This window comes from Sphingopyxis sp. (genome assembly GCF_050725615.1).
In the GTDB taxonomy this organism is placed as follows: Bacteria; Pseudomonadota; Alphaproteobacteria; order Sphingomonadales; family Sphingomonadaceae; genus Sphingopyxis.
Map to the genome: position 1 here is coordinate 1 of NZ_JBOHHU010000097.1, position 15,885 is coordinate 15,885.

A 15,885-nucleotide genomic window follows, 5' to 3' on the forward strand; every position below is an offset into this window, starting at 1 on the left:
GTCGCACGGTTGACCGCAAAATTGCCCATGCGGGTCGAGGGCATGCGCCCCTTGCTGCCATAGACGCGCTTCGGATTCTCGCCGCACGCCATTTTCAGGCCATAGGGCGCGCCGGGGAATTTCATCCCCTGCACCGTCCGCGACGGCACATTCTTGAGCGTGATCGAGCGCCCGCCCATCAGGTTCGCGCTGCCGGGCAGGATTTGCAGCGACGTCACGCCGCCATTGGCGAGCGCGCGGCTGAACCCCGGGTCTTGCGGCCAGACGCTATGCTCGGACCAGACTTCGGGGGTCGTCGGCGAGGTCGCCTCATTGCCGTCCGAATGCGCCTCGACGCTCGGGCTCGGATAGTCGCCGAGGTGGCTGTGAATGTCGATGACCCCGGGGGTGAGATATTTGCCGGTGCCGTCGACGACATCGGCGTCGGTCGGCAATTCCATGTCGGGGCCGCCGACACGGTCGACCTTGCCGCTCGACAGGACGATCGACCCATTGTCGATCCGCCCGCCCTCGCCGTCGAAGATCGTGACGTTCCGCACCACGGTCAGCCGCGTCGGATATCCCTTGTAGGTCGAGGGATAGGGGTCCTTGTTGAACTTCACCGGCTTTTCGGCGGCAGGCTTGCTGCTCGCCGTCTCGACATCGCCGCCATTCGCGGTGCAACCCGCGAACGCCAGCGACACTGCGGCCAACAGGCCGGCTTTCACGCCCCGGATCATCGTTTATGCCCCCTTGGGTTCGGGATGGACGCCCGCAGCCTGCGGTTCTCCCAATTCGCTGTCGCCCGCCAGCTTGTCGCCGTCCTTCAACAGGTCGAGATGCATCCAGCGCTTCACGATCGGGCTGAGCAGCAGCACGACCACGCCGACGCCGATCGCGACCCAGCCGATCTTGTCATAGATGGCGAGCGTCTTGGCCTGCACCATCTCGCCGCTCTCGCCGCCAGTGGCTTCGCCGATCTTGCCCGCGACGAAATTGCCGACCGCAGTCATATAGAACCACGCGCCCATGATCAGGCTCGCGAGGTACGACGGCGCGAGCCGCGTCATTGCCGACAGCCCGACCGGCGACAGGCAAAGCTCGCCCGTCGTGTGCAGCAGATAGATCAGGAACACGAAGATCACCGGGGTCAGGTTGACCATAACCCCCGCCTGGTTCGGCGCCATCGTGCCGAATGTGTTGGCGCCCCAGACAAAGACGAGGAAACCGGCGCCGACCTGCAGCAGTGCCAGGCCGAATTTCGCCGGCGCCGACGGCTCCATATTCTTGCGGGCCAGGCTGATCCAGAACCAGGCGAAAATCGGCGCGAAGATCATAATATAGATCGGGTTGATCGACTGGAACAGCGACGCCGGGACGCCGCCGATATCGACGAACTTCTTGGTATATTGGTTGAGCGAGCCGCCGGCCTGTTCGAACAGGCCCCAGAACAGCGGGTTGAGCGCGATGAGGAACAGGATGGCGAACATCCGCTCGCGCGCCACCTTCTCGAGCTTGAACGCCTCGAAGAGGACATAGCCGAGCAGCGCGATGCCCGACACGAGCAGCAGCATCTGGATCACGTCGCGATACTGGATGAGGCCCCAGATCACCGCGACCGACGCGACGCCGATGATGTAGAGGAAATATTCCAGCTTGATGCCAAAGGTCGGCGCCTTCAGCGCCTGCGGGTCGGGCGCTTCGCCCTTGCCGAGCAGGAGCGGCTTGAACGCGATGAAGACGAGCAGCCCGATGACCATGCCGATGCCCGCAAGGCCGAAGCCATAGGCCCAGCCCACGGTCTCACCCAGATAGCCGACGAGGATGGTGCCGATCGCCGCGCCCGAATTGATGCCCATGTAGAACAAAGTATAGGCGCCGTCGCGGCGCTTGTCGGTCATCGGATAGAGTTGCCCGACGATCACCGAGATATTGGCTTTCAAAAAGCCCGAGCCGACGATGATGAACGCCAGCGCGGCCCACAGGAACCCGATCTGCGCATTGCCCTGACCGCCGTCGCCTTCGACCGCCATCAGCGTATGCCCCACGGCGAGCAGCACGCCGCCGAAGATCACCGCCTTGCGTTGCCCCAGATAGCGGTCGGCGAGCCAGCCGCCGAGCACCGGGGTGATATAGACGAGGCTGGCATAGGCCCCGAGGATGCCATTGCCCTCGGCCTCGGTGAAATCCCAATGGGCGACGAGGTAGAAGACGAGGATGGCGCGCATGCCGTAATAGGAGAAACGCTCCCACATTTCGGCAAAGAACAACACATAAAGACCGCGGGGATGGCCGGCGAATTCCTCGGTTCGTCGGCTGGCGATCATCGCGCCGGCCATGACAAAGGCACTCAACACGGCGAGTGCGATGGCGAAAACCCAATCCCCCTCGCCCCATTGTCCCATCGGTTTGATATCGAACACGCGATCCCCACTTTCATTGATTTTGTCCGCAGCCGTTCGCCGCGATGATCGGGCAACCTAGCGCGAAAATTGCGTATGGGAAGAATCTAATTGCGCGTGAAACCGGTTGCGACGAGCCGATTGTCGTTGCGAATGATTCGCAACACTTGCATCAAAGCGCTGGAAAGGCCACATGCGGCGCCATGTTCAACGATCGCTCCTCGCTGCTCGCCCATCTCGCCACCCGCCGCTCGGGCAAGGCCCGCGACATGGTTGCGCCCGGCCCCGATGCCGCGACCTTGCACGACATCATCGCGCTCGCGCTGCGCACCCCCGACCATGGCAAGCTTGCCCCCTGGCGCATCGTCACCGTCGCCGACGACCAGCGCGAGACGTTCGCGACGCTGCTCAAGACCGCATGGGTCGCCGAGAACCCGGGCGCGGCGGGGCTCGACCTCTCCGCGCTCGATCAGTTCGCGCATCAGGCGCCGACATTGCTCGTCCTGCTCTCGACCCCGGTGGAAGGCGTCAAGATCCCGGTCTGGGAACAGCAGATGTCGGCGGGCGCGGTCGGCATGAACCTGCTCCACGCGGCGCACGCGCACGGCTTTGTCGGCAGCTGGCTGACCGGCTGGGCCGCCTACAGCCCCGATGTCGCCGCCGCGTTCGGCGCACGCGATGGCGACGCGATCGTCGGCTATTTCTTCCTCGGCACGGCGGGCGGCCCCCTCTCCGAACGCCCCCGTCCGGAATATGACGACGTCGTTCGCGCTTGGGACATTTAATTTCAAACACCGAGTCTAAAAGCTAAGATTATGATTTGACTGTGCTGCTGTCTTATGGCATTAAGGCGGCATGCTCGATCAGTCCAAACCCGTGTACCAGCGCCTGCGCGATGTCATCGCCAACGCCATCCTCGACGGCAGCTTCGGCGACGGCGACATGTTGCCGTCGGTGCGCAGCCTCGCCGCCGAAGAGGGCGCCAACCCGCTCACCGTCGCCAAGGCCTATCAGACCTTTCAGGACGAGGGCCTGGTGACCGTGAAACGCGGTGTCGGCATGTTCGTCGCCGACGGCGCGACCGAGCGTCTGCGCACGTTGATGCGCGAAGATTTCCTGGCGAATGTGTGGCCCCCGGTCGCCGACCAGATGCGCCGCATCGGCCTCGACGCGCGGACGTTGCTGGATCTGACCGAGGCATAAGGTCAAAGGACAGGGTTCCTACGGCCACTCGATCCAAACACGACATCTCTTTCCTCGTCACCCTGAACTTGTTTCAGGGTCCATGGCCTGACGTTCCCTTCAGCGCAGCGTCTGACGAGAACTTTGGCGATGGATGCTGAAACAAGTTCAGCATGACGGGACTAGAAGGTCGGCACAACGCCGACGCGAATCCCTACCGCCCGATCTGCTCCATCTTGTCGCGCAAATCGATCGCGCCCTGCGCATCGCCGCGCTGCGCGAGCAGGTCGGCGTAAAGCCGCATGATCTCCCCATTCAGCGGCTGCAAACGATAGGCCAAAACGATCATCGCGGTCGCTTTCGCGCGGTCGCCCCGCGCCGCATAGGCTTTCGACAATTCGCGCAGCACGACGACGTCGCGGTTGCCGACCCGCTGGCGCACCCGCTCGAAATGGGTGATCGCATCGTCCCAATGCTGCAGGTCCATCGCCAGCGATCCGGCCAGCTGGTCGGCGGCGATGCTCGACGGCTGGCTGTCGCGCAGCGCGAGGATCGTCGCCCCCGACCCCGCCGCATCGCCCGCGCGGTACAGCGCATTCGCCAGCCGCAATGTCGTCCGCTCGCTCGCATCGAGGTCGCGCGCGGCGCGGAAGCTCTGCACCGCCAGCCGGTAATCGCCCGCCGCCAGCGCCGCATCGCCGTGCAGGATATGGGCATCGGCCACCCCGCGATTGGCATCGCGCAGCCGGGTCGCGCGCTGGAGCGCACGCGCGGCGTTGCCGTTCGCCATCTCGGCCTCCATCGCCGGGATCACCTTTGCGGGGTTGAGCGGTTCGGCATCGGCCTCTCCCGACAGATTAAAACCGTCCGCCGCGAAAGGCGCCGCCTCGCCCGGGGCCAGCGCCGCCGCGCGCGCCTGATAATCGGCCGACGCCGCCGTCCGGCCAAGTTCGGCCGCGACCCGCGCCGCGAGCAGGAGCGACCAGCTATCGGCATCGCTCCGCGACACGATCGGCGCCAGCGCCTCGGCCGCGCCATCGGCATCGCCCCCCGCCCATTCGGACACCGCCAATATGCGGCGTGCGGTCAGATTTTCGGGCTGCGCCTCGATCAACCGGTCGGCCCAGGTCGCCGCCACCGCCTCGCCGCCCAGCTCCAGCTCGACGATCGCGCTGAGCAGCATGAAGCCCGGTTCCTCGTCGAGCCGCCCGCGGGTGCGCTGGAGCAGGCTGCGCGCGAGCCGGTAATTGCCCGCGCGCGCCGCGAGCACCGCCTGGAGATAATAGATTTGCGCATTGCCCGGCACGAGGTCCGCCGCATGGCGCAGCGACACCAGCATATCGCGGTAGCGCCCGAGGTCGCCGAGCGTCGCCGCCTGGTCGATCAGCGCGCCGGCATTGTCGGGATCGGCCTGCAAGGCCGCGTCATACCATGGCAGCGCGGCGGTCAGCCCTTGCTGCGTCCGCACCAGATTCGCCTTGAACGCCAGCGCCGCGCTGTTCGCCTTGTCGAGTTCGATCGCATAATCGATCGCGTCGCGCGCGCCGAGCGCATCGGCATTGGCGTCGCGAAAGCGCGCAACATCGACCCACAGATCGGACGAGCGCGGCAAATCCTGCACCGCGCGGTCGAACGCGTCGCGGGCCGAACCAAGGTCGCCATTGTCCAGATGGACGTTGCCCGCGACCCACGCCGCCTCGCCGATCATCTCGGGCGCGATCGGCCCGGCATCGAGGATGCGAAAAGCGCGATCCCCCTCGCCCTGCATCGCCGCCGCTTTCGCCGCGAGCGGACGCAGCGCCGCTTCGTCGCCGCCCGCGCCGAGCGCGGCCTTCACCGCCGCTTCGGCGCCGACGCCGTCGCCCAGCTTGAACAGGACGCGCGCCAGCGCGACCTGTTGCGCGAGCTGGTCCGGGTTTTCGGCGAGCGATGCCTGCAGGTCGACGCGCCGCTGCTCGAGGTCGGCGCGCGGGCTCGCCGGACGCGGGCCATTGCATCCTGCCAGCAAGAGCGCGCCGAGCAGCGCACCGGTCCAGATGCGCAGGCGCCGCAACTCAGGCCGCCTGCATCCGATATTGCTTGAGCAGGTCGTAGAGCGTCGGGCGGCTGATCCCGAGCAGCTTGGCCGCCGCCGAGATATTGCCCTCGCTCTGCATCATTGCGCGGCGGATCGCGACGCGGTCGGCCGCCTCGCGCGCGCTGCGCAGGTTGAGCCAGGCCTCTTCGCCCTCGGCCGCGTCGCCGCCACCCGACAGGTCGAGGTCGTCCTTCGCGACCAGCTTGCCGTCGGCCATGATGACAGCGCGCTTGATGCGGTTTTCCAGCTCGCGAACATTGCCCGGCCAGCGCCCCTCGTCGATCGCCTGCAACGCGTCGGGCGCGAAACCGCGCACTCCCGGATTCATCTCGGGCGCATATTGATGCAGGAAATGCCGCGCCAGCAGCACCGCATCGCCCGGCCGCTCGGCGAGCGCGGGGATTTTCACCACCATCTCGGCGAGCCGGTAATAAAGATCGTCGCGGAAATTCTGCGCGGCGATCATCGCGTCGAGGTCGCGGTGCGTCGCGCAGACGATCCGGGTATCGACCGCGATCGCCTTGCGCCCGCCGATGTGCTCGATCGTGCGTTCCTGCAAAAAGCGCAGCAACTTGACCTGCAACGGCAGCGGAATGTCGCCGACCTCGTCGAGGAACAAGGTGCCGCCATGCGCCAGTTCGATCTTGCCCTCGGTGGTCTTCACCGCGCCGGTGAACGCGCCCTTCTCATGCCCGAACAATTCGCTTTCGAGCAGATTCTCGGGGATCGCGGCGCAGTTGATCGCGACGAAAGCGCCGTCGCGCCGTCCGCTCGCCTCGTGCAGTCCGCGCGCGAGCAATTCCTTGCCGGTGCCGCTCGCACCGAGCAGCATCACCGACACGTCCAGATTGGCGACGCGCTCGATCGTCCGTGCGACCTTCAGCATCTCGGGGGCGCCGGTGATCATGCCGCCGAGGACGCGATTGTCGCCGCTGCCTTGCTCGGCGAGCCGGGCATTCTCGACCTCGAGCTCGCGGACATGGAAAGCGCGGCGCACGATCAGCCCCAGCTCGTCGATGTCGATCGGCTTCTGGTAAAAATCCCACGCGCCCTGCGCGATCGCGTTCAGCGCGCTGGCGCGTTCGCCATGCCCCGACACGACGATGACCTTGGTGTCGGGCTTCATCTCGAGGATCGCCTTCAGCGTCCGGAAACCCTCGGTCGCGCCGTCGGGATCGGGCGGCAGCCCGAGGTCGAGCGTGACCACGGCGGGCTCCTCGGCGCGCAACAGGTCGATCGCCGCGCCATGGTCGCCGGCAATCAGCACCTCATAGCCGTCATAGGCCCATTTGAGCTGCGTCTGCAGCCCCGGATCATCCTCGACCACCAGCAGCTTTTGCGGTGCTTCGGCCCCGTCGTTCTTCATCATGCCACTTTCATCCAGTCACCCGCACCCGCCGCGCCGCGCTCGCCTGCGGCGGGCAGCCACAGCGTGAAGCGGCTGCCCTTGCCCGGCTCGCTCGCCACGTCGATCGCGCCGCCCAGCGCCTGCGACAGCTGCAGCGCTTCAAAGGCGCCCAGCCCGAAACCCGATTCCTTCGTCGACACAAAGGGCTTGAACAATTCGTCGCGGATGAACTCGCGGGTCATGCCCATGCCCTGATCGAGCACGTCGATGCGCACCCGCCCGCCCTCGCGCGCCGCGATCAACTGCACCGGCGCATCGGCTGGCGAGGCGTCGATCGCATTGGTCGCCAGATGCTCGACGATCTGCCGCACCGACGCCGCATCGGCCCAGGCGGCAAGCCCCGCCTCGCAGCCGATCGACAGCGCCCGGCGCGGACGCATCTGCACCGCGATGGCGTCGAGCAGCGGCTCGACCAGGACCTTTTCGGCATCGGCCGCCCGCCCGCGCTCGCGCGGCGACAGGCGCGCGAGCAGGTCGGACAGCCGCCCCGCCGACAGCTTCAGCGTCTCGACCATGTCGGCGCGGAACGCCGGATTGTCGGCATGCCGCTCGGCATTGCGCGCGAGCAACGCGAGCTGGCTGGCCAGATTCTTGATGTCGTGCATGATGAAGGCGAAGCGGCGGTTGAACTCGTCGAAGCGCTTCGCCTCCGACAGCGCGACCTGGCTCTGCGATTCGGCGAGATAGCTCGCCGCCTGCCGCCCCGCGATGCGCAGCACGTCGAGATCCTCCCAGTCGAGCGCGCGCGACACCGGCGGGCGATGGAGGACGACGACCGCGATCATGCGCTGGAAATGCAGCACCGGGACGATCACCCACGCGCGCAGGTCGGCGACCAGCCAGTCGGGAATCGCCAGCGTCTCGCTGCCATCCCGCGCGCCGCGCCGCGCCGCGTCGAGGTCGACGATATGTCCCGTCTCCTGCAGCATGAAGGCCGATCGCAGCGACAGCGCCGCACCGGCGTCGATCCCCGCCTCCCAATGCCAGCGGTCGGCGACGCGATAATCGCCCTGCGCATCGGGCAGCATCAGCAACGCGTCGGGGCTGCCGGTCAGTTCGGCAAGCGCCTTGGCCACCCGGCGATAGAGGTCGCCCCCGCCATTTTCGGCGCCATCGCCTTCGCGCGCCAGCGTCGCGGTGAAGCGCATCCATTCGGCGCGATAATCATAACGATGCTCGAAAAAATGCTTCGAGATCATCACCGACAGCCAGGCGCGCGCGCGGCCCGAGACGAAGAGCGCGCCCCCCGCGCCCAGCGCAACGACCAGCGACAGCCCCTGCGCCAGCTCGCCATAATTTCCGCCTGACATCCGCGCCACCGCACCGACGAGCCCGATCAGCACCAGATAGCCGGCGCCGCCGATCAGCAGCAGGGTGCGCGTCGCCGCGGTGCGCGACAACTGCATCCGCTCGCGCCCGACATCCATCGCGGCGACGACGAAGGTCGGCGCGGTCAGCAACGCGACGGCGGGCGTCAGGAGGATCAGGGTCGTCGCGGAACTTCCGGTGAGCGCGCCGAGCAACTGGATATTGAGCTCATAGGCCCACAGCATCGCAAAGCCGCCCGCGACCGCGAGCAACGGCGTGCGCAGCCCGGCGCTGGCATGACGCACCCCGCTGTCGACGAGCAGCAGCCCGCCCGACGCGACGATCATCGCCACCATCGCGAGCCCGGGCCCCGCCCAATCGGTCGACAGCCCGCCCTGGCGCAGCCAGACCGTGCCGCCGAACAGCAGCGCGACCAGGCTGAGGGTCACCAGCAGGCGCAGGATCAGCCGCAGCGGGCGCGACATCGGCGCCCGCGCGTTCCAGAAGGTCGCGCCGAGCCAGCCCAGCACCGCGATATTGCGCAGCGCCCGCCCGACCAGCGCCTCGGACGAGCCCGGACCGAAGACATAGGCCGACGCGCACCACAGGCCCATCGCCGCCGCCGCCGCGACCAGCCAGCCGAAACTCGGCATCAGCGCCGCCATCCGCGCCCGCGGCCGCGTCAGCAGCCACAGCGTGACGCCGCCAAAACAGGCGAGCGCCAGCCCGGCGAGGATTTGCGACAGATGGGCGAGCAGGCCCATGTTAGCGCGCGCCCTCGGGCCACAGCACCACGCGCACCGTCTGCAGCAGGATCAAGAGGTCAAGGAAAGGCGAGTAATTCTTGGCGTAATAGAGGTCATATTCGAGCTTCACCCGCGCATCTTCGACCGACGCGCCATAGGGATAATTGATCTGCGCCCAACCAGTCAGCCCGGGCTTCACCATATGACGCTCGGCATAATAGGGCAGCTCGCGCTCGAGTTCCTCGACGAAGCTCGGTCGTTCGGGGCGCGGCCCGACAAAGCTCATCTCGCCCTTCAGCACGCACCAGGTCTGCGGCAGTTCGTCGATGCGCAGCTTACGGATGATGTGGCCGACGCGGGTGATCCGCGGATCATTCTCGCTCGCCCAGATCGCCTTGCCCGCCGCCTCGGCATCGGTGCGCATCGAGCGGATCTTGACGATGTCATAGGACTCGCCGAACAGCCCGACGCGCGACTGGCGATAAAAGATCGGCCCCTTGCTATCGAGCCGCACCGCGATCCCGGCGATGACGATCAGCGGCAGGCCGACGACCAGCACGGCGAGGCTCGCAAAGATGTCGAACAATCGCTTGCTGACCTTGCCGATCCGCTGTCCCGCCGAAAAGCCGTCGGAGAAGATCAGGAAGCTGGGGTTCGTCGTCGCCAGGTCGACGCGCCCCGTCTCGCGCTCCAGAAAGCTTGCGATGTCATTGACATGGACGCCGGTCGTCTTGACGCGCAGCAGGTCGGCGAGCGGCAGCGCGTTGCGCCGTTCCTCCATCGCCAGCACCACCTCGCCCGCGCCGAGCGCGACCGCATGTTCGGCGAGGCTCGGCACCGCGCTGTGCGACACCGCATCGGCGATCGCGGTTTCGCCCTCGGCCATCGCGACAAAGCCGGTGATCGTCAGCCCGCTTCCCGGCTCGTCGGCCAGCGCCCGCAACCGCGCCGCACGCGCGCCCGCGCCGAGCACCAGAATGCGGCGCCGGAACTGGTCCGCCCCCGCCGTCTGGGTCATCGCCAGCCGGATCAGGAACAGCAGCGAGATCGCAAAGCCCATCGCGTAGATGCTGTTCGCGCGCCACAGGGTCGCGGTCGGCAACAGGAAGCCGGTGAGCGAGAGGAAGATCACCCCGAGCGAAATCGCCGCGAGCAGCCGCGCGGTGGCGAAACCCATCGAGCGCAGCGCCTCGGTCCCGTACATGCCCACCGCCATCATCGCGAGCGAATTGGAAATCGCAAAGGTCAGGATCGGCAACCAGCGGTCGGCGAAATCGCCCGCGTCGAAACCCGCCTGATGCGCATAAAGATGCCACGCCCCCTCGGCCGAGCCGAGCAGCGCGAAAAATTCGATCAGCGCGAGCCAGACGACCGCGTGCGGGACATAATGTTTGAACAATCGGAACATGAAAATGCCGTGCCCTTTCGGGCCCTCACCCTAGGGACGAGGCGTGAAGTGTCGGTTAATTTTACACATCGCCCTGCACTGCCGTGGTTGGCGAGATTGGCGAACAGCAAACTTATTTGGTTCGCGCGAAGACGCCAAGCCGCGAAGAAGAAGGGATTTCACGCAGAGGGCGCGGAGATAGCAGAGGCCGCAGAGAGACTGGTTCACGCGGCGGCGCGGCGGCGCGAAGGTGGGGCGACGCGGAGAGAATGGAGATGATTGGCGGCTTTGCCGCCTTTTCTCTTCTCTGCGGTCTCTGCTATCTCTGCGTGCTCTGCGTGAACCCCGTCTTCTTTCCTTGCTCGCTACGCACCCCCGCCCCAATCAAAGGGATGACCCCCGCGCTTCAACAGGTTAGACCCGCGCCATGACCCTCCAGATTCAACCCGTTATCCTGTGCGGCGGCGCCGGCACGCGGCTGTGGCCCGAATCGCGCGGACAGCGCGCCAAGCAATTCCTTCCGCTGACCGGCAGCGAAAGCCTGTTCCAGCAGACCGTCGCGCGCACCCCGGCGGGCGGTGATTTCCTTCCCCCCGTCATCCTCTGCGGCGAAAGCCATGTGACGACGGTGCGCGAACAGCTGGGCGCCCGGGAGGCGCAGCTGCTGGTCGAACCGATGCCGCGCAACACCGCCGCCGCGATCGCGCTCGCCGTCGCGCAGGCCGACGCCGACACGCTGCTGCTGGTGATGCCCAGCGACCATGTCATCGCCGACGTCCCCGCCTTCCACGCCGCGATCGCCAGGGCGGCGCGGCTCGCGCGGGCTGACTGGCTCGTCACCTTCGGCATCGCGCCGACGCATCCTGACACCGGCTTCGGCTATATCGCCAGCGGCTCGGCCATCGGCGACGATGGTTTCGCGGTCGAACGCTTCGTCGAAAAGCCGCCGCTCGAAGAGGCCGAGCGCATGTTGTTCGCGGGTGGCTACAGCTGGAACGCCGGCATCTTCCTGTTCCGCGCCGGGCGGATGCGCGACGCCATGCTCACCCATTGCCGCGCAATTTTCGAGGCCGCCGACGATGCGCTCGCGGCGGGCCTGACCGACGGCGACGCGCGCTACGCCGACGCCCCCAAATTCGCGGCCGCCCCGTCGGATTCGATCGACTATGCCGTGATGGAAAAGGACGACCGCGTCGCCACCGTCCCCGTCTCGATGGGCTGGTCCGATCTCGGCAGTTGGCAGGCGGTCCATGCGCTCGCGGCGTGCGACGCGGTCGGCAACGCCGCAACGGGCGACGTCTTCCTCCACGACAGCCAGGGCAATCTGATCCGCGCCGGCGGCAAGCGCGTCTCGCTGATCGGTATGGAGGGGGTCGCGGTGATCGTCGACGGCGACGACATCCTCGTCATGCCGCTGCAGCGCTGCCAGGACGTCCGCGCCGCCGCGAAGGCGCGCGAATAGCCGCATGACCGGGTCGCACCGCTTTGCCGATGCGCCGCTCGGGCTGCTCGACCATCGCCCGCACGAACTGCGGATGCGTCATTGCCACGACGACGCCTTTGTCGCGGTGGTGCTCGAGGGTGGCTATCAGGAGGCGGGCGACGAAGGCCGCTTCAACGTCCGCGCCGGCGACGCGCTGATCCACCACGCCTTTGAATCGCATCTCGACCGCGTCGAGGCCCGGGGCGCGCGCGTCCTCGTGCTCGACCTGCCGCCGCAACTCGCCGCGACGCCGCATATTCGCGGCCATGTCGCCGATCCCGACCGGCTCGTCCGCGTCGCCGCCAACGACCGCGCCGCCGCCGCGCAGCTCCTTGCCGAACACTATACCCCCGCTCCCTCAGCGCCGCTCGACTGGCCCGACCTGCTCGCCCGCGACCTGCGCGATCTCGATCCCTTCGCGCTGTCGATATGGGCCGAAACCAGGGGCGTGCGCGCCGAAACATTAAGCCGCGGTTTCCGCAGCGCCTATGGCTGCACCCCCAAGGCCTATCGCGCCGCCGTCCGCGCCCGCGCCGCCTTCGCCGCGATCCGCACCACCCGCGATCCGCTCACCGCCATCGCCCACCGCCTCCATTTCACCGATCAGGCGCATATGACCCATGCCGTGACGCGGTTGACGGGCGCAACGCCCGGTTGGTGGCGGCGAAGTCAATTGGCTACAAGACCCGCCTGATCCGACTGTGTAGGAGCAGGACAACACACCAATTGGAGTCCTCCCCATGCTCGACCGCCGCACCGTCCTCGCCACCCTCGCCGCCACCTCGGCCATGGCCGGCGTCCGCGCTCCCGCGCGCGCCATGCTCGCCGAACCCGCAACCGAAGGCGAAAAGCTCACCGCGCTCTACGAACGCCTCTACGACCGGATGGTCGACGAAAGTCCCGAATTCGCCACCGCGCTCGGGCTCGACAAGGACAAGCGCGCGGCGCTCAAGGCCAGGCTCGACGACCGCTCGCCCGCCGGCATCGCCAAGGGGCATCAACTCTACCGCGACGGCCTCGCCGCGCTCAAAAAGATCGACGCCTCGAAGCTGTCGGGCATGGACCTCGTCAATTACGAAACCTTCCGCGGCCCGTGGGAGGGGTATGTCAAAGCCTATGACACATTCACCTACGGCCTCCACAGCTGGCCCGAACCGCATCCGGTGACCCAGCTCAGCGGCATCTATCGCTCGACCCCCGATTTCCTCGTCAACCAGCACAGCATCGCCAACCGCGCCGATGTCGAGGCCTATCTCGCGCGCTGCGCCGATTTTGCGGTCCAGATGGACAATGAGACCGGCCGGATGCAGGCCGATCATCGGAACGGAATCATCCCGCCCGATTTCGTCATCGACCGCACCCTCCTCCAGTTCGCCAGCATCATGGCGCCCGCCGCCGACGCCAATATCCTGACCAGCAATATCCGGACGAAGACCAAGGATATCCCCGGCGATTGGGCGCAGCGCTGCGCCGCGCTGGTCGACGGCAAAATCTATCCGGCGATGCAGCGCCAGGTCGCCGAGCTCAAGGCCGTCCGCGCCCGCGCGACCCACGACGCCGGGGTCTGGCGCCTGCCCAAAGGCGATGAATATTACGCCTATGCGCTGCGCTTCGCGACGACGACCGGCATGTCGGCCGAGGAGGTGCACAAGCTGGGTCTCGACCGCATGGCCGAACTCAGCGCCCGCGCCGACGCGATCTTCCGGGAACAGGGGATGACCAGGGGAACGGTGGCCGAACGCCTCCGCGCGCTCGGCAAGGACCCGCGCTTCCTCTATCCCAACACCGATGCGGGCAAGGCCGAACTGATCGCCAAGCTCAACGACCAGGTCCAGGAAATCCAGCGCCGCCTGCCCGAAGCCTTCGGCAAGCTTCCCAAGGCCAAGGTCGATATCCGCCGCGTGCCGCCCGAGATCGAGGCGGGGGCGACCGGCGGCTATTATCAGATCCCCGCCCCCGACGGCTCGCGTCCCGGCGCTTATTATATCAACCTGCGCGACACCGCCGAAAACCCCAGCTGGTCGCTGCCGACGCTGACCTACCATGAAGCGTCGCCCGGCCATCACCACCAGATCGCGCTCGCGCAGGAAGCGACCGGCATCCCGCGGCTCCGCCGCCTGCCCGCTTACTCGGTCTATACCGAGGGCTGGGGCCTCTACGCCGAACAGCTCGCCGACGAGATGGGCATGTATGACAACGATCCCTGGGGCCGGCTCGGTTATCTGCAAAGCTATATGTTCCGCGCCGCGCGCCTCGTCGTCGATACCGGCCTCCACCATTTCCGCTGGAGCCGCGAAAAGGCGATCCAATATTATGACGACGCGCTCGGCACCCCCGGACCGTCGAACGTCACCGAGATCGAACGCTATTGCGTGTGGCCGGGCCAGGCGACGAGCTACATGGTCGGCCAGACGAGCTGGATCCGCATCCGCGAAAAGGCGAAAGCGACGCTCGGCCCCAAATTCGACCTGCGTGCCTTCCACGACACCGCGCTGTCGGCCGGCGCGATGCCGATCGACGTGCTCGCGGGGCTGATCGAACGCTGGACGGCGGCGCAGCTCGGCTAGAGCGGCTCGGCATACGAAATTCGGATTGCCGCGCCCGTACCGCTGTGAAAGGAAGCCCTTGAGGAGGGGCTTCGCGTGACCCAAACGACAACCACCGGCACCGACCGGCGCCTCTGGGCGTTCGTCCTCGGCGTCTTCGCCGTTACCGCCGGCGTCCTGCTGCATCTGCCCATGTTCTGGATGGGCCGCGATATGGGCTTTCGCATGGTCGACATGCCGATGGACCATGGCATGATCGCGGGCATGGTTCTGATCATCGCCGGGGTCGGCGTCGCCGCTTTCGGCCTGCTCCCCAGGAATCTGTCGCAGCAGATGGCGGCGTCGAGCCAGCTCGCGGTTTCGGCGCCCGAAGATGCGCCGCTCTCCTGGGCGCATTGGCGCTTGATGGGCGTGCTGGTCATCGCGCTGGTCATCGACATTATGAAGCCCGCCAGCCTCGGTTTCACCATTCCCGGCATGATCGACGAATATGGTGTGCCGCGCGCGACCGTGTCGCTGGTGCCGTTCGTCGCGCTGATCGGCACCGTCGTCGGTTCGTTCCTGTGGGGCGTCGTCGCCGACATCTATGGCCGCAAGGCGTCGATCCTGCTGTCGGCGGTGATGTTCGTCGGCACCTCGATCTGCGGCGCGATGCCCTCGCTCGCCTGGAATATCGGCATGTGCTTTATGATGGGCGCGGCGGCGGGCGGGATGTTGCCCGTCACCTATGCCTTGCTCGCCGAAATGATGCCGAGCCGCCATCGCGGCTGGAGCCTCGTCCTCGTCGGCGGCCTGGGCGCGGTCGGCGGCTACGCCGCGGCCAGCCTGATCGCGGTGTGGCTCGAACCCGTGTTCAGCTGGCGCATCCTGTGGCTCGCCAACCTGCCCAGCGGATTGATGCTGGTGATCCTCGGAGCCTTCATCCCCGAGTCCGCCAAGTTCCTGATGGCGCGCGGGCGCCGCGACGAAGCGCACAAGGTGATGAAGCAGTTCGGATCGACGATGCACCGCGTCGCCCCCGACGAACCGCAGCCCGGCGGCGGCCCGGCTACCGCGCCGATCGGCCGGGCGTTCGCCGGCAAGCTCGCGGCGCTCAGTCTCACCGCCATCTGCTGGGGCCTCGTCAATTTCGGGCTGCTGCTGTGGCTGCCGGTCGAGTTGATCGCGCGCGGCTACAGCATGGAGGTGTCGAGCCGGTTGCTCGCCGCCTCGGCGCTGATCGCGCTGCCCACCGTGTTCGTCGTCGCGTGGATCTACCACGCGTGGAGCACCCGGAAATCCCTGCTCGCGGTGATCGTTCTGACCTTGCTCGGCCTCGCCGGGGTGCTGTGGCTCGCGCTCAGCGACAGGGCTTCACCCGTCCTGCC

General features: G+C 67.0%; 11 protein-coding genes and 1 pseudogene. 6 read left to right on the forward strand and 6 right to left on the reverse strand.

All coding sequences use genetic code 11. The annotated features are described in order from the left end of the window. Both ACREB7_RS17820 and ACREB7_RS17825 read right to left on the reverse strand, forming a co-directional pair. Window positions 1-719: pseudogene (locus ACREB7_RS17820) on the reverse strand (amidohydrolase); the annotation flags it as partial. A gap of 3 nt (window positions 720-722) precedes the next feature. After that, window positions 723-2,393, reverse strand: coding sequence for a peptide MFS transporter (locus ACREB7_RS17825; RefSeq protein ID WP_431593627.1), 1,671 nt, complete (start codon window positions 2,391-2,393; stop codon window positions 723-725). Between the two features lie 191 nt (window positions 2,394-2,584). Between ACREB7_RS17825 and ACREB7_RS17830 the strand changes: the two genes are divergently transcribed. Both ACREB7_RS17830 and ACREB7_RS17835 read left to right on the forward strand, forming a co-directional pair. Continuing rightward, the gene (locus ACREB7_RS17830; RefSeq protein ID WP_431593619.1) at window positions 2,585-3,166 is read left to right on the forward strand and encodes a nitroreductase family protein; all 582 of its coding nucleotides are present in this window, start codon (window positions 2,585-2,587) and stop codon (window positions 3,164-3,166) included. 70 nt (window positions 3,167-3,236) lie between these two features. Continuing rightward, a complete protein-coding gene (locus ACREB7_RS17835) occupies window positions 3,237-3,584 on the forward strand; it encodes a GntR family transcriptional regulator (RefSeq protein WP_056350846.1) in 348 nt (115 codons plus the stop codon). Between the two features lie 193 nt (window positions 3,585-3,777). Here ACREB7_RS17835 and ACREB7_RS17840 read toward each other — a convergent pair whose 3' ends face one another. From ACREB7_RS17840 to ACREB7_RS17855, 4 genes are read right to left on the reverse strand one after another with little or no spacing between them, the layout of a single operon-like run. Next, window positions 3,778-5,616: a tetratricopeptide repeat protein gene (locus ACREB7_RS17840; RefSeq protein WP_431593620.1), complete on the reverse strand. Its 1,839-nt coding sequence runs from the start codon at window positions 5,614-5,616 to the stop codon at window positions 3,778-3,780. A gap of 1 nt (window position 5,617) precedes the next feature. After that, on the reverse strand, window positions 5,618-7,006 hold the full coding sequence (gene prsR / locus ACREB7_RS17845) for a PEP-CTERM-box response regulator transcription factor (protein ID WP_431593628.1): 1,389 nt from the start codon (window positions 7,004-7,006) through the stop codon (window positions 5,618-5,620). Continuing rightward, window positions 7,006-9,120 carry an XrtA/PEP-CTERM system histidine kinase PrsK gene (gene prsK / locus ACREB7_RS17850; protein ID WP_431593621.1) on the reverse strand — a complete coding sequence of 705 codons (2,115 nt, stop codon included), beginning with the start codon at window positions 9,118-9,120 and terminating at the stop codon, window positions 7,006-7,008. Before prsK ends, prsR begins: the two co-directional genes overlap by 1 nt. Window position 9,121: 1 nt before the next feature. Beyond that, on the reverse strand, window positions 9,122-10,510 hold the full coding sequence (locus tag ACREB7_RS17855) for a TIGR03013 family XrtA/PEP-CTERM system glycosyltransferase (protein WP_431593622.1): 1,389 nt from the start codon (window positions 10,508-10,510) through the stop codon (window positions 9,122-9,124). A gap of 406 nt (window positions 10,511-10,916) precedes the next feature. On the opposite strand from ACREB7_RS17855, the gene ACREB7_RS17860 reads away from it, so the two are divergent. The 4 genes from ACREB7_RS17860 to ACREB7_RS17875 all read left to right on the forward strand — a co-directional run. Next, window positions 10,917-11,951, forward strand: a complete 1,035-nt coding sequence (locus ACREB7_RS17860; RefSeq protein ID WP_431593623.1) for a mannose-1-phosphate guanylyltransferase — start codon at window positions 10,917-10,919, stop codon at window positions 11,949-11,951. A gap of 4 nt (window positions 11,952-11,955) precedes the next feature. After that, window positions 11,956-12,666, forward strand: coding sequence for a helix-turn-helix domain-containing protein (locus tag ACREB7_RS17865; protein WP_431593624.1), 711 nt, complete (start codon window positions 11,956-11,958; stop codon window positions 12,664-12,666). Window positions 12,667-12,712: 46 nt separating this feature from the next. After that, complete coding sequence (locus ACREB7_RS17870) at window positions 12,713-14,539, forward strand: DUF885 domain-containing protein (RefSeq protein WP_431593625.1); 1,827 nt, start codon at window positions 12,713-12,715, stop codon at window positions 14,537-14,539. A gap of 75 nt (window positions 14,540-14,614) precedes the next feature. Beyond that, on the forward strand, window positions 14,615-15,885 hold a 1,271-nt coding region (locus tag ACREB7_RS17875), incomplete at its 3' end, for an MFS transporter (RefSeq protein WP_431593626.1).